The 17,860-nt window shown below is 71.5% G+C and carries 15 protein-coding genes and 2 pseudogenes; 7 read left to right on the top strand and 10 right to left on the bottom strand.

Going from position 1 to position 17,860, the window contains the following annotated elements:
* Positions 1-46: 46 nt before the first annotated feature.
* The gene (locus N8I87_RS35405) at positions 47-1,177 is read right to left on the bottom strand and encodes an RNA-guided endonuclease InsQ/TnpB family protein (protein WP_411577403.1); all 1,131 of its coding nucleotides are present in this window, start codon (positions 1,175-1,177) and stop codon (positions 47-49) included.
* 82 nt (positions 1,178-1,259) lie between these two features.
* On the opposite strand from N8I87_RS35405, the gene tnpA reads away from it, so the two are divergent.
* The 4 genes from tnpA to N8I87_RS35385 all read left to right on the top strand — a co-directional run bounded on the left by tnpA (position 1,260) and on the right by N8I87_RS35385 (position 3,913).
* Positions 1,260-1,658: an IS200/IS605 family transposase gene (gene tnpA, locus N8I87_RS35400; RefSeq protein ID WP_263216820.1), complete on the top strand. Its 399-nt coding sequence runs from the start codon at positions 1,260-1,262 to the stop codon at positions 1,656-1,658.
* Positions 1,659-1,782: 124 nt separating this feature from the next.
* Positions 1,783-2,076, top strand: coding sequence for a hypothetical protein (locus tag N8I87_RS35395; RefSeq protein ID WP_263214886.1), 294 nt, complete (start codon positions 1,783-1,785; stop codon positions 2,074-2,076).
* Positions 2,077-2,078: 2 nt separating this feature from the next.
* The gene (locus N8I87_RS35390; protein WP_263214884.1) at positions 2,079-2,441 is read left to right on the top strand and encodes a hypothetical protein; all 363 of its coding nucleotides are present in this window, start codon (positions 2,079-2,081) and stop codon (positions 2,439-2,441) included.
* Between the two features lie 128 nt (positions 2,442-2,569).
* Positions 2,570-3,913: an amidase gene (locus N8I87_RS35385; RefSeq protein WP_263214882.1), complete on the top strand. Its 1,344-nt coding sequence runs from the start codon at positions 2,570-2,572 to the stop codon at positions 3,911-3,913.
* A 22-nt stretch (positions 3,914-3,935) separates the two neighbouring features.
* Here the strand turns inward: N8I87_RS35385 and N8I87_RS35380 are convergent, their stop codons facing one another.
* Together N8I87_RS35380 and N8I87_RS35375 are read right to left on the bottom strand one after the other, a co-directional pair.
* Positions 3,936-4,421, bottom strand: coding sequence for a GNAT family N-acetyltransferase (locus N8I87_RS35380; protein WP_263214881.1), 486 nt, complete (start codon positions 4,419-4,421; stop codon positions 3,936-3,938).
* A gap of 55 nt (positions 4,422-4,476) precedes the next feature.
* Positions 4,477-4,650, bottom strand: a complete 174-nt coding sequence (locus N8I87_RS35375) for a hypothetical protein (protein WP_263214879.1) — start codon at positions 4,648-4,650, stop codon at positions 4,477-4,479.
* 448 nt (positions 4,651-5,098) lie between these two features.
* Between N8I87_RS35375 and N8I87_RS35370 the strand changes: the two are divergent.
* Both N8I87_RS35370 and N8I87_RS35365 read left to right on the top strand, forming a co-directional pair.
* Positions 5,099-5,504, top strand: a pseudogene (locus N8I87_RS35370) (HD domain-containing protein).
* A gap of 25 nt (positions 5,505-5,529) precedes the next feature.
* Positions 5,530-6,393: pseudogene (locus N8I87_RS35365) on the top strand (SDR family oxidoreductase).
* 46 nt (positions 6,394-6,439) lie between these two features.
* Here the strand turns inward: N8I87_RS35365 and N8I87_RS35360 are convergent.
* From N8I87_RS35360 to N8I87_RS35335, 6 genes are all read right to left on the bottom strand, one after another.
* On the bottom strand, positions 6,440-7,933 hold the full coding sequence (locus N8I87_RS35360; protein WP_263214877.1) for an SDR family NAD(P)-dependent oxidoreductase: 1,494 nt from the start codon (positions 7,931-7,933) through the stop codon (positions 6,440-6,442).
* A gap of 115 nt (positions 7,934-8,048) precedes the next feature.
* Complete coding sequence (locus tag N8I87_RS35355) at positions 8,049-9,386, bottom strand: wax ester/triacylglycerol synthase family O-acyltransferase (protein WP_263214876.1); 1,338 nt, start codon at positions 9,384-9,386, stop codon at positions 8,049-8,051.
* Between the two features lie 145 nt (positions 9,387-9,531).
* Complete coding sequence (locus N8I87_RS35350; RefSeq protein ID WP_263214874.1) at positions 9,532-11,853, bottom strand: GH92 family glycosyl hydrolase; 2,322 nt, start codon at positions 11,851-11,853, stop codon at positions 9,532-9,534.
* A gap of 134 nt (positions 11,854-11,987) precedes the next feature.
* A complete protein-coding gene (gene glgC, locus N8I87_RS35345; RefSeq protein WP_263214873.1) occupies positions 11,988-13,208 on the bottom strand; it encodes a glucose-1-phosphate adenylyltransferase in 1,221 nt (406 codons plus the stop codon).
* A gap of 52 nt (positions 13,209-13,260) precedes the next feature.
* Positions 13,261-14,430, bottom strand: a complete 1,170-nt coding sequence (gene glgA, locus N8I87_RS35340) for a glycogen synthase (protein WP_263214871.1) — start codon at positions 14,428-14,430, stop codon at positions 13,261-13,263.
* A gap of 38 nt (positions 14,431-14,468) precedes the next feature.
* The gene (locus N8I87_RS35335) at positions 14,469-15,245 is read right to left on the bottom strand and encodes a (2Fe-2S)-binding protein (protein WP_263216818.1); all 777 of its coding nucleotides are present in this window, start codon (positions 15,243-15,245) and stop codon (positions 14,469-14,471) included.
* A gap of 210 nt (positions 15,246-15,455) precedes the next feature.
* On the opposite strand from N8I87_RS35335, the gene N8I87_RS35330 reads away from it, so the two are divergent.
* A complete protein-coding gene (locus N8I87_RS35330; RefSeq protein ID WP_263214869.1) occupies positions 15,456-16,631 on the top strand; it encodes a DMT family transporter in 1,176 nt (391 codons plus the stop codon).
* On the opposite strand, the gene N8I87_RS35325 is transcribed toward N8I87_RS35330, so the two are convergent.
* Complete coding sequence (locus N8I87_RS35325; protein ID WP_263214868.1) at positions 16,621-17,841, bottom strand: transglycosylase family protein; 1,221 nt, start codon at positions 17,839-17,841, stop codon at positions 16,621-16,623. The two genes, N8I87_RS35330 and N8I87_RS35325, sit on opposite strands and share 11 nt — an antisense overlap.
* Positions 17,842-17,860 lie beyond the last annotated feature (19 nt).

The following is a 17,860-nucleotide window of genomic DNA, read 5'->3' as shown; positions in this document are numbered from 1 at the left end:
TAGTGCCCAGCTGGCTGCTGGGTGGACTCCTCCGTCCAGACACCCCTTACGGGGTGGCAGGGACGCGTGACTCACGCCCCGCGTTCCACACCACGGCGCCACGTTGGGCGATGTTGTGGGAAGCGTTCCGGTCCGCGTGGGCAACGACCCCGCAGTTCCGGCAGATGAAGAGGGCCTGGTCGACCCGGTTCTTCTTGTCGACGTGCCCGCACTCGCAGCACATCTGTGAGGTGTGGGCAGGGTCGACGTGAACCACGGGCACGCCTTTGCGGCGTGCCTTGTACGCGATGAACTCTCCGAGCTGGGCGAAGGCCCAGGAGTGGAGCGTGACCCGTTGGGGCTTGCGGAGCCGTACCCTCTGCCGGACGCCGCCCAGGTCTTCCAGGGCGATTCCGGCCGAGGTGCGTTCAGCCTCGGTCACGATCGTTTTCGCGATGACGTGGTTGGTGTTGGAGACATGGCGCTGCTCGCGCCGGTTGCGCTTCTTCAGTAGCCGCTTGGCGGACTTGGTGCCCTTGCGCTGGAGCTTGGCGCGTAGATCGCCGTGGCGTTTGCGGTGCCGGTTCAGGTCGCGCCCGGCGGCCTGGTAGCCGGTGGACGTGGTGGCGATGTTGACGATGCCGAGGTCGACGCCGATGAACCCGTCGGGCTCGTAACTCTTCTCCTCGGGGACCTCGCAGGTGGCGATCAAGTAGAACACGCCGTCGCGTTCCACCAGATCCGATTCGCCCTGTCGGTGCTCGCGCAGCATCTTGAGGCCGTCGGCGGAGCAGGCGAACCGCACACCACGGATGCGTCCGGAGGTGGTCCAGATGGACACCGTCTGCGCGTCGTACTGCCAGCTCAGGCACCGGTCGTCGTACGGCTGGGCTGCCTCGGACCGAAAGGCGATGGGCTTGGACTCGGCCTTCTGGCGCCGCTTCGACCCCGGTTTGCCAAGGTTCCCGGCCTTGATGTTGGCCTTGAGCGTCGCGTAGGCGTCGCGGACCTTCTTGATGGTGTGCTGGGCCGCCTGGGCCCCCAGTCCCCGCGACTTCAACTCCGCGTAGGTGTGCTTGCGCAACTCGTACTCGCGCGGCACACCCTGCTCGAACGCCACCGCCGATACCCAGTTCGCGGCCTCGTTGACCGTGCGCAGGGTCGCGAGAAGCGCGGCGGCCTGCTCGGCCTCCGGCATCAGCTTCACCTGCACAACGAGTTTCACTTACGTGACCGTATCATCGCCCTGTGTCACCACGCTGGGAAACCAAACCCCCGGTATCCACAGGGGCAGAACAGGCGGCTACACCTTCCAGACACATTTGGTCTTCACACCCAAGTATCGGCGCGGCCCGTTCACTGATGAGATCCTTCGGCGCTGCGAGGAAGTCATGCGTGACGTGTGCGCGGACTTCAACACCGAGCTGGTGGAGTTCAACGGGGAGAGGGACCACGTCCACCTGCTGGTGCACTACCCGCCCAAAGTCGCCTTGTCCCGGCTGGTCGGCTCCCTCAAAGGTGTCTCCGCCCGGCGCCTCCGTCAGGAGTTCCCAGCCCATATCCGCAAGTACCTGTGGGGTGACCACTTCTGGTCACCTTCGTACTTCGCCGCCTCGTGCGGCGGAGCACGGCTGGAGATCATCAAGGAGTACATCGAGAACCAGAAGCGACCTGGCTGAGGTCAACAGTGCAGGCCCGTGGACACCTGCGGGTCAGAGCGATCCAGAGAAGCGCTTCCTCCCGCGCGTGAACGCCCGGGGTCCCGCGCTAGATCAAGCTGAAGTCGGTCGCGGGGGAAGGGACATGGGGCTGGACGAGGGCGCGGAGACGATGGTCCCGGTCGAGATCGACGGCCAGACGGTGCTGATGTCGGTCGCTCCCGGCGGACGGCAGCCGGGGCTCGACCTGGGTGAGGAACAGGAGATCGGCTGGCGCCGCCCCCTTCTCGAACCGGTGCTCGACGGCCTGACTGCGGTCGCCCGTGCCATGGGCACGCGCGGGCCGCCGCTCTGCTCGCCGAGGACCTGGGCGAGGAGGGCCGGGCCGTCCTGCGGTCGCTCTCCGGTCCCGGCACGACGGACCCCGAGGCCCATCTGAGCGTGGCTGCCGCCTGGGTGCAGCTGGACGTCGGGTGCGAGGCGGAGGCCGCCTACCGCCGGGTCGTGGAGGACGGACACGCACACGCCCGCCACCGTGTCCTGGCGGCGGACGGGCTCATGAGGTGGCGTTCGGCACGCGACCGGGCGCGGGAAGTCCTGCGTTCGGTGCTCGCCGACCAGGACGTGCCCGTCACCGTGCGGATCCAGGCGGCCGAGAAGCTGATCGCGGCCCACGAGCCCGCCGACGCGCACGTCGGGCTGCTGCGGCTGGCGCGGGACCCGGATGCAGAGCCTGCGGAACGGTCACGCATCGCGGAGTTGCTGCCCGCCGACCTGCGGGCGTACGTCGAGCGCGGGGGATGACCGGCGGCTCGACAGGCATCCCGCCGCCGACGACCTCTCGACGCGCCGCGCGCGACCGTGCACAGTTCTCCCTACGTACCGACCGGTACGCGCCCGCGCACCACCCCGCACCCTCCCCAGGAGCGCCCGTGACCAGCTGGATCGGCCGGACCGCCGCCGAGATCGCCGCCGCCGTACGCGAGAAGCGGGCCACGCCCCGTGAGGTGCTGGCGGAGCACCTGGCGCGGATCGAGCGCCTCGACGGCCGCGTCGGCGCGTTCCGCAAGGTGCTGGCCGACTCGGCGCTCGTGGCCGCCGACGAACTGGCGGCCCGCTCCGATCTGGCCGAACTCCCCCTGGCGGGCGTGCCCGTGGCGGTCAAGGACAATCTGGCCGTGCGCGGCGAGTCCACCCTCATCGGCTCGGCCGCGACCCCGGACACACCGGCCGACGACGACCATGTCACCGTGGCCCGGCTGCGGGCGGCCGGTGCGGTGGTGGTGGGCCTGACCAATGTGCCCGAGCTGTGCATCTTCGGCACCACGGAGGGCGCTCTCGGCACCTCCCGCAACCCGTGGGACACCTCGCGGACTGCGGGCGGCTCCTCGGGTGGCAGCGCGGCCGCGGTGGCCGCCGGGATGGTCCCGGTCGCCCTCGGCAACGACGGCATGGGTTCGCTGCGCATACCCGCGGCCAACTGCGGCCTCGTCACGCTGAAGCCGGGCCACGGGGTGGTGCCGGCCGGGATCGGCAACGGCGACTGGTTCGGCATGTCGGAGAACGGACCGCTGGCGACCACCGTCGAGGATCTGCGCCTGGTCCTCTCAATCCTCGCCCAGGAGGAGTTCGTACACCGGGAGGAGCCCGCGACCCGCACGATCGCGGTCTCGCTACGGAGCCCCCTGGCCGGTGTCGCCGTCACCAAGCCGTACACGACCGCGGTCCGTGAGGCGGCCGGTGTGCTGGCCGGGGCCGGTCACCAGGTACGGCGGGCAAATCCGCCGTACCCCCTCTCGCTCGGCGTCACCGCGCTCCAGCACTGGACGGCGGGCACGGCGGTGGACGCCGAGGGCCTCGACCCGGCGCGGCTGGCCCGGCGGACCCGCGTGCACGCGGCCGTCGGACGCCGCTTCGTACGGGGAGTACGCACCGGCGCGCAGCGCGAACGCCTCCTAAGCCGGCTGACCCCCTTCTTCACCGAGCACGACGTCCTGCTGACCCCGGCCCTGGCCCGCCGCTCCCCCAGGTCCGTGCCGTGGCACGAGCGGGGCTGGCTGCCCAACGTCCTGGCCAACACCAACTACTCGCCGATGACGCCGCCGTGGAACCTGACGGGCTGGCCCGCGATGTCCGTCCCGTTCGGCACCCTGCCCTCGGGCGCCCCCTGCGCCGTACAGCTGGTGGGCCGTCCGGGCACGGAGGCGGACCTGCTGGAGCTGGCCGAGCAGTTGGAGAAGCTGCACCCGTGGCAGCGCACGGCACCGCTCGACTGACGCACGCGTCCCGCGCCGTCCGTCAGCCCAGCGCCTTGTACATGATGTGCAGCCCCACCCGCCCGTGCCGGGGATGGTCGAACGCCTCCGGTACCGTGCCCAGGATCGTGAAGCCGAGGGAGGTCCAGAGTTTCACGGCGGGGTTGGTCTCGACGACGGCGTTGAAGACCATCGCGCGGTAGCCCTGCGCCTCGGCCTCGGCCAGGAGGTGTTCGGCGAGGGCGCGGCCGTAGCCTCGGCCGGCCCGGTCCGGGTCGACCATGAACCCGGCGTTGGCGACGCGCGCGGCGGGGCCGCCGTAGTTCGGGGTGAGATACGCGGAGCCGACCACGGCGCCGGTGTCGTCCTCGGCGACGTAGACCCGCTTGGCCGGGCCCGTCCACAGTGCGCGGGCCGCTTCCTGCGAAGTGTCCGGGTCCCAGGCGTAGGTCTCGGCAGCGGCGACGATCCGGTGCCAGAAAGGCCAGATCCGAGGCCAGTCGTCGGCCACGGCTTCTCTGATCAGCATGGGCGTGAGTCTCGCACGCCCATGCCAGGCGAACGCGATCCGGCTGACCGGTGGGTCAGTCCACGCTCGGCAGGATGTGGGGTTCGGCCAGGTCGTCCTCGTAGCCCGCGAGGCGGATCGGGGCGGACCGGGCCCACACGTCGAGGCTGCCGAGCTCTCCGGGCCTGCGGCCCGTGCGCTCCGTGCGTTCCTTGGGGCGCTGATCGCGATTCGTCTTCTCCGGTGTCACCGCGCACTCCTTATGTGTCGGGTCACCCTCGGGGCGTACCGGTCAGTCTGCGATCCGGTGCCTGACGCCCGCTCGGGTCTGGATTGAAGGCCAGTTCGGACGCGGTGGCGCCGGTCACTCGGAAGGGCAGGCCGTGATGAACCGGCTCGTCCCGGGACGGACCGTGGGTGTGGGTAGAACCCTGTACTGCTGTCCGTCGGAGTACAGACTAACCAAATGAGCGGGGGTCCGCTCGATAGGGAGTGCAAACAAGGTGTAACTATCTCGAGTCGCTCGGTACTCCATCGGCACCATTCTGGGACTATTCATTACATATTGCTCGGTTCGGATCACCCACTTGGCGTATATGAACGACCACGTCGTGCAGTTCAAGTGCCGTTGGCCCCGCCGCAAGCTCGCCATGATCTGCTGAGGTACCGCAACGGCTGTCTCGCGGGAGGACTGACGCATGGAGCTGCGCAGCGTCGAGGAGCTGATGGATCTGTTGTATGCCTGCCGGCATCAGCACGCGCTGCGGACCGCGGCCCTGCTGCGTCGCAGCCGTCCCGCCGACAAGGAGCTCCAGGTTGGCCGGGCTGGTGCACGGCATCGGCCGGCTGGTGGACCCGGACGGCGAGACCGGCCAGGCGGACCGCGCGGCCGACGCGGTACGGCCCCTGCTGGGCGAGCGCGTCTCCCACCTCGTACGTCACCACCGCGGTCCCCTCGGCCCCGCCGACGACGATCTCCAGCGGCTGCGCCAGGCGGACGAGGAGAGCCGGACCACCGGATTCGACGCCGGCGTCCTGGAGGACTGGCGCACCGTGCTGGAGCTGGTCTCGGCCCGGAACTCACCGCTGGGGGCTGTCGACTGACGGTCCGTCATGAGACGGTACGGCGATGACGTCGTCGTACGGGCTCAAAGGCAGGGCGGCCGTCGTCACCGGCGGCACGCGCGGGATCGGGCGCGCCGTCGCGGCAGCCCTTGCGGCCGCCGGGGCGCTGGTGTGCGTGAGCGCGCGGGACGCGGACGAGGTACGGCGTACGGCCGCTGAGCTGGGCGGCATCGGGCTGGCCGGGAACGTGGCCGACCCGGAGCAACCGCGGCGGCTGACGGATCTGGCCCTCCGCTAGTTCGGCAGGCTCGACGTCCTGATCAACAACGCGGCGACCAACCAGCCGTACGGGCCGCTCATGGACGTCGACCCCGAGGCGTGGCGTGACGCGTTCACGCTGAACGTGGAGGCACCGCTGCGGCTGGTGCAGTGCGCGTGGCGGGGGTGGATGCGCGAGCACGGTGGCGCGGTGGTCAACATCTGCACGGAGGGCGCGGGGCACGTCGGGCCGCGTGTGGGGGCGTACGGCACCAGCAAGGCCGCTCTCGTCCATCTCACCCAGCAGCTGGCGGGCGAGCTCGCTCCCCGGGTGCGGGTCAACTCCGTCTCTCCCGGCCTCGTCCGCACGGACCTGGCCCGGTTCGTGTGGGAGGCGGGCGAGGAGGAGATCGCCGCGGGGCTGCCGCTCGGGCGGATCGGGGAGCCCGAGGACGTCGCGCGGGCGGTGCTGTGGCTGGTCTCGGACGCGGCCGCCTGGGTCACCGGCGCCGATCTGCTGGTGGACGGCGGGACCCGGGTGCGGGCCGCGTCCGGCTCGGGGCCGTATGCGGTGCACGAGCGGCTGCGACGGGCGCCCGGGATCGAGTCGGCCGCGGGGGCGGTCCTGGAGGGCGGCGGACCCGGCGAGGGCCCGCCCGGCGGAATGTGAGCGTGACCTGCGCATCGGCCACCGGGTTACCGCCCCGGGGCGGGTGTCACCACTTGCCCGGTTCGTAGTCCTTCATGAAGACGCCGTACAGGTCGTCGCCCTGTTCGCCGCGCACGATCGGGTCGTAGACGCGGGCCGCGCCGTCGACCAGGTCGAGCGGGGCGTGGAAGCCGGCCTCGGCCAGGCGCAGCTTGTCGTAGTGCGGACGCTCGTCGGTGATCCAGCCGGTGTCGACGGACGTCATGAGGATGCCGTCGGTCTGGAACATCTCCTGGGCGCTGGTCCGCGTGACCATGTTCATGGCCGCCTTGGCGGCGTTGGTGTTCGGGTGCCCGGCGCCCTTGTAGCCGCGGCCGAAGACGCCCTCCATCGCCGAGACGTTGACGACGTAGGCACGGCGGCTGGCGGCCTTCTTCGCGGCGGCCGCCATCGCCGGGCGCAGGGCGCTGATCAGGATGAACGGCGACGTGTAGTTGCACAGCTGGGTCTCCAGCAGCTCGACCGGCGAGATCTGGTCGATGGTCTGCACCCAGGTGTTGCTCTCGACGACGTCGGGGACGAGGCCGCCCGCGTCGATGGCGGTGCCGTCGAGGTGCCGGGCGACGCTGGCGTTGCCCGCGACGAGCGCGAGGTCGGCGACCTTCTGGGCGTCCAGGCCGCCGGTGCCGAGGGGCAGTGCGGCGATGCCGTCGACGGCGCCGGAGCCGAAGGCGCCGATGACGTGGTGGGCGGGGAGCTCCCCGGCGGGCAGCGGGGCGCTCTCGCCCTCGACCAGGGCCGCGTAGGCGGAGGGCAGGCGGCGCACGGTCTGCGTCGCGTTGTTGATCAGGATGTCGAGCGGGCCCGCCTCGGCGACCTGCTCGGCCAGGGCCACGGCCTGCGCCGGGTCGCGCAGGTCGATCCCGACGACCTCCAGCCGGTGCATCCAGTCCGCCGAGTCGTCCATGGCCTTGAAGCGGCGGATGGCGTCCTTGGGGAAGCGGGTGGTGATCGTGGTGTGGGCGCCGTCGCGCAGCAGCCGCAGCGCGATGTACATGCCGATCTTGGCGCGGCCGCCGGTGAGCAGCGCGCGCTTGCCGGTGAGGTCGGCGCGGGCGTCGCGCTTGGCCCGGTTCGTCCCGGCGCAGTCCGGACAGAGCTGGTGGTAGAAGTAGTCGACCTCGACGTACCGGGCCTTGCAGGTGTAGCAGGAGCGGGGACGCTGGAGTATCCCCGCGATCCTGCCCTCCTCGGTGATCGACGACGGCAGGATTCCCTCCGTCTCGTCGTCGATGCGCTGGGCGGAGCCGGTCGCGGTGGCCTCGGTGACCGCCTTGTCGTGGGCGGTCTTGGCGGCCCGGCGCTCCTGGCGGCGGCGCTGCTTGACCGTGCGGTAGATGCCGGCGGTGGCCCGGCGCACCGTGAGGGCGTCGGGATGGTCGACGTCCAGCTGGTCGAGCTCCTCGAGCACACTGAGGCAGACGGCCAGGCGCTCGGGGTCGATGCCGGGGCCGTAGACCGCCTCGTCCTCGGCCGTCGGGCCGTCCTGTGTCACCGTCATCGCGCTGCCGTTTCCCTGGTCACTCGCGCGGCGCTCCGACTCGCGACCGCTTTCGAACGGGGAATTTTACGGAGCGCCGGGACGAACCGCCAAACTCGGTCCGCGGGCCGGTCCCTCAGGGGTCGCAGGCGGCGATCAGTGACTCCAGTTCGTCGGTCACCGCCCGTGCGAGCACGTCGAGGTCGGGCACCGCCCGTGCATCGGCGACCAGCCCGTAGTGCACCCGGCCGCGGTAGGTGGAGATCGCCACCGCCAGGGACTGGCCGGGGGCGAGCGGCGCGAAGGGGTAGACCTCGGTCAGCGGGTGGCCGCCGAGCCGCAGCCCGAGGCCGGGCAGGGGCACGCTGGTGACCAGGATGTCGAACCACAGCCGGGCCGCCTGACCGACCAGCGGGCCGCCGAGGCGGTGGCCGAGCGCGGGCACGTGGTCGGCGAGCAGGGCGACGGCGCCCGCGCCCCGGTTGGGGCCGGCGTCCTTGTTGCGGTTCATCGCCGTGCGGACCGTGCCGAGGCGGCTGACCGGGTCGGGGTCGTCGACGGGAAGCCGTATCAGATAGCCGGAGAGCCGGTTGCCCTGTGGGTGCGCGGTGCGCGGGCGGCGCCTGGAGACGGGGATCAGGGCGCGGGGCGCGACGCCCTCGCTGCCGTCGCCGCGTTCGTCGAGCCAGCGGCGCAGGGCGCCCGCGACGACGGCGATGAGCACGTCGTTGACGGTCCCGCCGACGGCCTTGCGGATCCGGTGCACGTCGTCGATGTCCAGGACCACCCCGGCGGTGCGCCGGGTGCCGCTGGGCTCGGCGGTCAGTGCCGAGGAGGAGCGGATGCCGAGGGTGGACAGGGCGACGGAGGCGCCGATGTCGAGGGCCCGGCCCACATCGGACAGCGCGCCCCGCAGCAGGCCGGGCAGTCTGCGCACATCGGGCAGCACACCGCGCGGCGGCTCGATCGGGCGGGGAGTGCGCGCCGGCAGCTCCACCGGGTCCAGGACCCCGGCGGCGAGCTTGAGCGCGCGCAGGCCGTCGGCGAGGGCGTGGTGGAACTTGAAGAGCACGGCGAAGGAGACGCCGTCCTCCCCCGGCAGGACATGGGCCTCCCACGGCGGCCGGCCGCGCTCCAGCGGGCGCTCCATGAGCCGGCCCGCAGCGGCGTGGAAGTCGGCGGTGGGGGCGTGCAGCCGTACATGGTTCAGCGGGTCGAAGCCGGGGTCGGGCTCGCGGGTGGCACCGCCGAAGGCCAGCGGCCGGCGCAGGTCCGGTGACTGCCAGACGTCCCGGATGCGCATCCGCAGTCCGGGCACGGCGGCGGCACGGGCGGCGAGCAGATCGGCCGCGTGGGCACCCGCGGTGGGCGAGTGCGCGGAGAAGACACCGAGTGCGCCCAGGTGCATCGGGTGCCGGTCGGACTCGATGTTCCAGAACGCCAGGTCGAGGGGAGCGAGCAGGTCAGCAGTCAAGGGCTTGCCTCGCGTCGACGGTGGGTGGACAAGAAGTCAACCTCCCACAAGCAATTACGGTCAAGTACGATCAGGCTACGCTCAGTTAACAGCAGATTAAGTCCCGCCTCCAGTGAAACGGACGGGACTCAAGAGCCGCCTGAGGTCAGTTCAGCACCGGTGGCGCCGCCTCTCGTGACGTACCCCACTCGGACGGGTCGGGGCCGACGGTGAAGGCGAGTTGGCGCAGGGAGCGCAGCGCATCGGTCGTCAGATAGGTCCGGCCGTAGGGCGATCCGTCGGTGCGGGCCGACTGGACGTAGCGGTCGCCGGCCGAGGTGCCGGGCGCGGTCACGGTCAGCCGGCCGCCCGGCCAGTAGCGGCGGTCCAGGGCGAGGTCGACCCGGTCGAAGACGGGCGTGGACAGACCCCAGGTGCCGTATCCGGGCTGGACCGGGAAGAGTCCGATCGACGACAGCACGTTCCAGGCGGACATCGTGCCCAGGTCGTCGTTTCCGGTCATGCCGGTCGGCGAGTCCGTGAAGAGCGTCAGTGCCGCGTGCACCACGTCGGTGGTCTTCCAGGGCTGTCCGGTCGACAGATAGGTGTACGGGGCGATGAGGTCGGGCTCGTTCTGCGGGTTGTAGGTGGCCGCGTTGTAGTAGGCGTACGCGTTGCCGTGCACCCACACCTCGCGCGCGGTGCGCTCGGGGTCGGCCAGCAGCCGGTCGTAGGCGAAGAACGCGTCGAGCCGGTCGTTGGCCGCCCGTTCGCCGCCGATCAGTCCGATCATGCCCGGCAGGTCCTGCGGCACCAGCCACTGGTACTGCCAGGCGGTGCCCTCGTGGAAGCCCACGCTCAGGGCCGGGTCGTCCGGTCCGGCGAAGGCTCCGGAGGCGTCCCGGGCCCGGAAGAACCCGGTCGAGGGGTCGAAGATGTTGCGGTAGTTGCGGGAGCGGGCCGCGTACCGCTCGGCGTCCGCGACGTGGCCGAGGCCGCGCGCCATCTGCGCCAGCATGGCGTCGGACAGGGCGTACTCCAAGGTGACCGAGGCCCCCTGGTGGTAGTCCGAGTCGCCCAGCTTGGTCTGCGGGCGGCCCTTGACGTAGGGCGCGAAGCCGTTCGCGATGTACTCGGCGTTGGCCTCCCGGCCCGCGATCGGCAGGTCGGCGGGCGGCACACCGTCGGCGTTGCGGCGCAGCAGCCGGTACGCCTGTTCCTCATGCCCCTTCAGCAGGCCCTGCTGGTAGGCGGTGGTCAGGAACGGGGTGACCGGGTCGCCGGTCATGATGTTCGTCTCGACCGTGCCGTAGCCCCACTTGGGCAGCCATCCGCCCTCCTCGCCGACCTTCAGCACCGACAGCGCCATGTCGCGGGCCTCCTGGGGCGCGAGCAGGGCGAGGAGCTGGCACTGGGTGCGGTAGGTGTCCCACAGGGACCAGTTCTGGTAGTAGGTGAATCCCTGGGCGCGGTGGACGCGCAGGTCCCAGCCCCGGTAGCGGCCGTCGGCGTCGCTGCCGGTGTTCGGGGCGAGGAAGGACCGGTACAGGGACGAGTAGAAGGTGCGCCGCAGGGTCTCGTCCCCGCCCTGGACCCGGACGGTGCCGAGGCGTTCCTCCCAGGCCCGCCGGGCCGCGTCGCGTACGGCGTCGAAGGAACGGCCGCCCTCCGCACGGAGGTTGACCGCCGCTCCGTCGGCGTCGACGTAGGACAGGGCGGTGGTCGCCGTGACGGTACGGTCCCGGGTCGCGTCGAAGCGGACGTAGGCGCCGTCCTTCCCGGTCCGCGAGCCGGGCGTGACGGCCTTGCCGTCCCAGGTGCCGTACGCGGTGAAGGGCCGGTCGAAGCGGGTGATCGTGTAGACCGTGTACGGCAGGGTGTCCCGGCAGAATCCATGGCCGGTGACGGCGGTGCGCACCGTGCGGTCGTCCAGCACCTCCACCTTGGCGGAGACCTTCTTGTGCAGCGACTGGCCCGCGTTGAGCAGGACATTGGCCTTGTCGGTGGCGGGGAAGGAGAAGCGCTGGACGCCGGTGCGCGCGGTCGCCGTGAGTTCGGCTCCGATGCCGGACGCCAGACCCACCCGGTAGTAGCCGGGGCCCGCCGTCTCGTCCTCGTGCCGGAAGCCGACGGCGTACTTCGCGTTGTCCGTCTGGGTGACGTCGCCGATGGTCGGCAGGACGGGCAGGTCACCGCCGATCCGGCAGCCGACGCCCGAGAGGTGGACCAGGGAGAAGCCACGGATGCGGTTCTGGGAGTAGTCGTAGCCGGTGCTGTGCCCGGTGTCGGGCGAGAGCTGCACCATGCCGAAGGGCATGGCCGCGCCGGGGAAGGTGTTGCCCTCGTTCTGGGTCCCGATGAACGGGTTCACCAGGTCGGTGAGGTGACCGCCGGTCGGCTCGGCGGCCCCTGCGGCGGGGGCGGCGAGCAGCGCGGACGCTGTCATCACCCCGGCCAGGCACAGCCGCGGGTGCCGGGTCCGTCTCATGTCGGATGACCTCCGATGGTTAGACATCGCTGTCTGCATCGTGAGGGTCGGAGATCCGAAACCCGGGCATCCAGGGCTAATTGAACAAAACGCGTCGCGCCAGAAGAGGGAGCCACCAAACAGGCGTACGAGACCTACGAGACCCGCTGCCCCTTCCCGAGGACGATCACCCCGCCCTTGGAGACCGTGTAAAGCTCGGTGTCCCGCTCGGGATTGACGCCGATGGTCGCGCCGGGCGGCACCTCGACGTTCTTGTCGAGGACGGCACCGCGCACGACCGCGCCCCGGCCGATGTGGACGTTGTCGTGCAGGATCGAGCCCTGGACGACCGCGCCCGGGTCGACCACCACGCCGGGTGACAGGACGGAGCGGGTGACCTGGCCGCGGATCAGGCAGCCCGAGCTGATGATGGACTCGCTCGCCATGCCGCCGGCGCCGAAGCGGGCCGGGGAGAGCTGGCCCGAGTGGGTGTAGACGGGCCAGCCGCGGTTGAAGAGGTTGAAGGCGGGGCGCTCGGCGATCAGGTCCATATGGGCGTCGTAGTAGGCGTCGAGCGTGCCGACGTCTCGCCAGTAGCCCTTGTCCCGGGTGGTCTCGCCGGGGACGTGGTTGTCGCTGAAGTCGTACAGCTGCGCCTCGCCCCGGCCGGTGAGCCGGGGCAGGATCGAACCGCCCATGTCGTGCACGGACCGCTCGTCCTCGGCGTCCCGCTGCAGCGCCTCGATCAGCGCCTTGGTGGTGAAGAGGTAGTTGCCCATCGAGGCGAAGACGCGGTCCGGGTCGTCCGCCAGGCCCGGAGGGTCGGCGGGCTTCTCCAGGAAGCGCTCCACACTCTGCCCGTCCGAGCCGGGGGTGATCACCCCGAAGGAGGAGGACTCCGCCCGCGGCACCCGGATGCCCGCGACCGTCACACCCGCGCCGCCCTCGATGTGCTGTGCGAGCATCTGGCGCGGGTCCATGCGGTAGACGTGGTCGGCGCCGAACACGGCGACGTAGTCGGGCTGTTCGTCATGGACGAGGTTGAGCGACTGCAGGATCGCGTCCGCGCTGCCCAGGTACCAGCGCGGGCCCAGCCGCTGCTGCGCCGGGACGGGGGTGATGTAGTTGCCCAGCAGGCTCGACATCCGCCAGGTGGTGGTGATGTGCCGGTCCAGCGAGTGCGACTTGTACTGGGTCAGCACACAGATGCGCAGGATGTCGGCGTTGACGAGGTTGGAGAGCACGAAGTCGACGAGACGGTAGGTGCCGCCGAAGGTGACCGCGGGTTTGGCCCGGTCCGCGGTCAGGGGCATCAGCCGCTTGCCCTCGCCGCCCGCCAGCACGATTCCGAGAACTGAAGGTCCTCCACGACGCATGGCCGCTCCCCCTCACCCTGGTTGCCCCATGCCTGCCCCCGGGAAAGGCGTGCTAAGCCTGCTTGAGGATCTCCTCGTACAGCCGGACCGTGCGCCGGGCCACCGTGTCCCAGCCGAACTCGCCCACCGCGCGCTCCCGTCCGGCCTCCCCCATCCGCCGGGCCGTCTCACGGTCGCCGACGACCGCGTCCAGCGCCCGCGCCAGGCCCGCCTCGAACTCCCCGGCGTCCTCGCCCTCCTTGTGCACGGGGACGAGCAGGCCCGTCACCCCGTCCTCGACGACCTCGGGAATCCCGCCGACCCGGGAGGCCACGACGGGCGTGCCGCAGGCCATCGCCTCCAGGTTGACGATGCCGAGCGGTTCGTACACCGAGGGGCAGGCGAAGACGGCGGCGTGCGTGAGGAGTTGGATGACGTCCGCGCGCGGCAGCATCTGCGGGATCCAGTGCACGCCCTCGCGGACCCGGCTCAGCTCCTGGAACAGGTCACGGAACTCCCGGTCGACCTCCGGGGTGTCGGGCGCGCCCGCGCACAGCACGATCTGTGCCGCCGGGTCGATGTGCCGCACCGCGCGCAGCAGATGGGGCACGCCCTTCTGCCGGGTGATCCGGCCGACGAACAGCACATAGGGGCGATCCGGGTCCAGGCCGACGCGAGTGAGCACGTCGGTGCCGTGGTCCGGCCGGTAGAGGGTGGTGTCGATGCCGTTGTGCACGACGTGGACCCGCGCCGGGTCCAGCGCGGGGTAGCAGCCGAGGACGTCCTCGCGCATCGCCGCCGACACGGCGATCACGGCGTCGGCGGCCTCGATCGCGGTGCGCTCGGCCCAGCCGGACAGGGCGTATCCGCCGCCGAGTTGCTCGGCCTTCCAGGGACGCAGCGGCTCCAGCGAGTGGGCGGTCAGCACGTGCGGGACGCCGTACATGAGCTTGGCGACATGGCCGGCGAGATTGGCGTACCAGGTGTGGGAGTGGACGAGTTCGCGGCCTTCGAGGGCCGCGGCGATGGAGAGGTCGACGGAGAAGGTGCGCAGCGCGTCGTTGGCGGTGTCGAGCGCGGACCAGGGCCGGTGACGTACGACGCCCACTGCGCGGCCCTCGCCCCAGCAGTGCACCTCCAGGTCGACCAGTGGCCTCAACTCCCTGGCCAGGAACTCGACATGGACGCCCGCGCCGCCGTACACGTCCGGGGGGTACTCCCGGCTCAGCAGTCCCACTCGCACCCGCAACCCCCTGGTCTCACCGGCCGGTCCCCTCATGGTCACCCAGACGGGGCGCCCGGGGAAGAGCACGGTGGCCGTGTGAAACAACAGTCACCGCAGACCCCGCCGCCGGGCACCCGGTAGTAGAGGCAGCAGCTGCGGCGCCGGAAGGAGGTGCCGGTGAGGGTGCCGGTGTCCTTCAGGAGGGGGTGGGTGAACAGTTCGGCGGTGAGCGCGCGCGCCCGGTCGGCCACGTCGCCGCGCCCGTCGCCGCGGGCCCACCGATCGAGCTCGCGGGCCGCGCCGACGAGCGCCGAGCCCGCGTTCCCCCACAGGAGGCCGGCCGCGAGGCCGTACCGGGCTCTCAGGGCTTCCCCTAGGGGCGCCAGATGGCCCCGCAGCACGGCGGCGGCAAGGGTGGCGGCGTTCCCGGGGTTCCCGGGCAGCGGGCGCGGCTCGGTCAGCCAAAGGTCGTCGGGGGCGACGGCGGCCGGGTCCCAGCGCAGCAGTTGGGGGTCCAGGTCGGGGAGGCGGCCGTACAGGGCGGCGCAGCCGAGGGCCGACGACCACAGGCGGGCCGCGAGCGCCTGGTGGGCGATCGACGCCGCCACCCGGGACTCCCGGGTGCGGAGGCGGTGTGCAACGGTCTCGACGCGGAACGTCAGCGCGTTGTCATCGATGTCCGCCGTCGCTTTTTCGTAGGTTTCGGCAAGTGTGGGCGGTCCTCCCGGTGTTGCCGCGGCCGCTTCTCCTGCCGTGCGCAGGACGAAGAAACCGCCGAGCGGGCGGAGCGCGGCAAGGTCCGGGTCGAGGTCCACGAGCAGCAGTAGTACCAGGGGCGGTAGCAGCGTGCCCCCGAGGGTCTCCACCCTGCGTCGCCCACCCTGGGGATGATCGGGGTCCAGGCGTACTCCATCGGCAGTAGGACCCATTGCCTGCTCAGGTACGACGACGGGAAGAACTCGACACGGCAGAGTGTTGGCCATGGAAGCAGACCGTTCGTCGAACCGGGCTCAGGGCCCCGGCCTCACGCAGAGGAACAGCTCATGAGCGCCCTCGCGGTGTCCGTGCTGCTGTCGTTCGTCTCCGCCGTCGCGTACGCGGGTGGAGCGATCGTGCAGGAGCAGGTCGCGGTGTCCTCCCCCGACGAGCAGTATGCGCCGCTGCGCCGCCTCAGCTGGTGGGCGGCCGTGGCGTTGAACGGGCTCGGCGGGCTGCTCCACGTGGTGGCGCTGGCCTATGGGCCCCTCAGTCTGGTCCAGCCGCTGGGCGCCCTGACCATTGTCTTCGCGCTGCCCATGGCGTCCCTGTTCGTCGGCCGCAAGGCCGGGGCGACCGCCTGGCGGGGCGCGATCATGGCGACGGTCGGGCTCGCCGGTCTGCTCTCGCTGGTCGGCTCGTCCGACGCCACGTCTCTGGACTCCGCGCAGCGCGTGGCCGTGGCCCTGGTCACCGGTGGCGCGGTCGTCGCGCTGATGCTCGCGAGCCGGGCCGCGCAACGGCACCCGGCCGTGCGCAGCGTGCTGCTCGCCACCGCGTCCGGCATAGCGTTCGGCATGTCGTCCGTGTTCACCAAGACCGTGGCCGTCGACTGGACCGGCGGGGTCTCCCTCGCGGAACTGCCGTCGCTGGCGGTGATCGCTGTGTTCGCGATCGCCGGTGTGCTGCTGTCGCAGGCCTCCTACCGCGGCGGCGGCCTCGCGGCGCCGCTCGCCACCCTGACCGTGGTGAACCCGGTGCTCGCGGCCGCGGTCGGCATCACGATGTTCGGCGAGACCTTCCGCCACGGCACGACGGGCACCGCGCTGGCCCTGAGCTGCGGTGTGGTGGCGGCGGGCGGTCTGATCCTGCTGACCACGGAGCGGCTGGAACACGCCCCGCGTACGACGGAGCCGCTGCCCGAGACCGGAACACCGTCGGTCGTCCTGCCCCAGCAGCGGGCCGCGTCGCCCCTGGGGGACCTCCAGGAGCTGGAGGGATTGGAGGGGTTGGAGAAGCTGGCGGACCTGGAGGACGCGGCGCTTGCCGACGCGGCCCTGGACGACGTCCTCGTACCGGCGGCGGCCGACGGGACACGCGGCGCCAACACCGAGGAGCCCTCGGACCCCTACCTCCTCGCGCCCACCTACAGCCCCTTCTACACGGGCGTCTACGTACCGCTGCCCGTCGTGGACCGGCGCCACACCGTCGCGGACAGGCACCGCATCAGGGTCAGATCCTGACGCCACCGGCCCGGAGATAGGCGACCGGGTCGACGTCCGAACCGAAACCGGGTCCGGTCCGCACCTCGAAGTGCAGATGCGGGCCCGTGGTGTTTCCGGTGGAGCCCGAGCGGCCGATGCGCTGACCCGCGGAGACTGTCTGCCCGGCCTTCACGGAGATGGCAGACAGATGGGCGTACTGGGTGTAGTGCCCGTCGGCGTGCCGGATGACGACCTGGTAGCCGAAGGATCCACCCCAGCCGGCCTCGACCACGTGTCCGGCGGCGACCGCTCGCACGGAGGTGCCGGTCGGCACGGGGAAGTCGACGCCGGTGTGGTAGCCCTTCGACCAGTGCGAACCTGCCTGGTGGTAGGGCGTGCCCATGGCGGCGTGGACCGGGGCGACCAGGGAGTGGCCGCTCGTGGACGTCGTGTGGGTGCCCTCGGACGAGGACTCCTTCGTCCCAGGAGCCGACGTCGAACGAGGCTTCGCATGAGGCTTCGAAGAAGGCTTCTTCGTCGAGGGCTTGGCCGGGGTGTGGGTGTCGGTGCCCGCCGCCGGGGTGGCCTTGCCGCGCAGGTTCAGTCGCTGCCCCGGCAGGATCAGATCGGGATCGGACCCGATCGTCGTGCGGTTGGCGTCGTAGAGCCGGTGCCAGCCGCCCGGTACGTGCCGCTCCTCGGCGATGCCGGAGAGCGTGTCGCCGTGCACGACGGTGTACATCTGCGCCTCGCCCGCCCGGGACTGGGGCGTGGTCTGCGGCTGTACGTCGCGCACCGAGCTCCTGGCGCCCTGCGTGTTCTTCGCGGGCCGGGTCGAGACGCTCTCGGTGTGGACGTCGGGGGCGGAGCCGTCCCGGGTGAGTCCCGCGCGCACCGAGCACACCGGCCAGGCGCCGGGGCCCTGCCCGTCGAGCACCTTCTCGGCGACCGCGATCTGCTGGTCCCTGGTGGCCAGGTCCGCGCGCGGGGCGTACTTGGTGCCGCCGTAGGCCTCCCAGGTGGACCGGGTGAACTGCAGTCCGCCGTAGTAGCCGTTGCCGGTGTTGATGCTCCAGTCGCCGCTGGACTCGCAGGCGGCGACCTTGCTCCAGGTGGTCGCGTCGGCCGCGCCTGCGGTCCCGACGGCCACCAGTGGGATCGCCATGCCGGCGCCGCCCGCCGTGACGGTGAGTGAGGCGCGGTTGATCCTGTTCGGCTGGTACCGGCGGTGCCGGCCGCGTGCGGCCATGGAGAGCCCCCTCGACATG

It is taken from the genome of Streptomyces sp. HUAS 15-9, from assembly GCF_025642155.1.
Lineage (GTDB): Bacteria > Actinomycetota > Actinomycetes > Streptomycetales > Streptomycetaceae > Streptomyces.
Note: the sequence above shows the minus strand (reverse complement) of the source record. Positions and strands in the feature narration are given on the sequence as shown.

Bases quoted from the DNA above. Each gene is read 5' to 3' on its own strand.
- N8I87_RS35350 (WP_263214874.1), bottom strand. From the start codon at position 11,853: ATGAGACGGACCCGGCACCCGCGGCTGTGCCTGGCCGGGGTGATGACA.
- N8I87_RS35405 (WP_411577403.1), bottom strand. From the start codon at position 1,177: ATGCCGGAGGCCGAGCAGGCCGCCGCGCTTCTCGCGACCCTGCGCACG.
- N8I87_RS35330 (WP_263214869.1), top strand. From the start codon at position 15,456: ATGAGCGCCCTCGCGGTGTCCGTGCTGCTGTCGTTCGTCTCCGCCGTC.
- N8I87_RS35360 (WP_263214877.1), bottom strand. From the start codon at position 7,933: ATGACGGTGACACAGGACGGCCCGACGGCCGAGGACGAGGCGGTCTAC.
- N8I87_RS35395 (WP_263214886.1), top strand. From the start codon at position 1,783: ATGGGGCTGGACGAGGGCGCGGAGACGATGGTCCCGGTCGAGATCGAC.
- glgC (WP_263214873.1), bottom strand. From the start codon at position 13,208: ATGCGTCGTGGAGGACCTTCAGTTCTCGGAATCGTGCTGGCGGGCGGC.
- N8I87_RS35380 (WP_263214881.1), bottom strand. From the start codon at position 4,421: ATGCTGATCAGAGAAGCCGTGGCCGACGACTGGCCTCGGATCTGGCCT.
- N8I87_RS35325 (WP_263214868.1), bottom strand. From the start codon at position 17,841: ATGGCCGCACGCGGCCGGCACCGCCGGTACCAGCCGAACAGGATCAAC.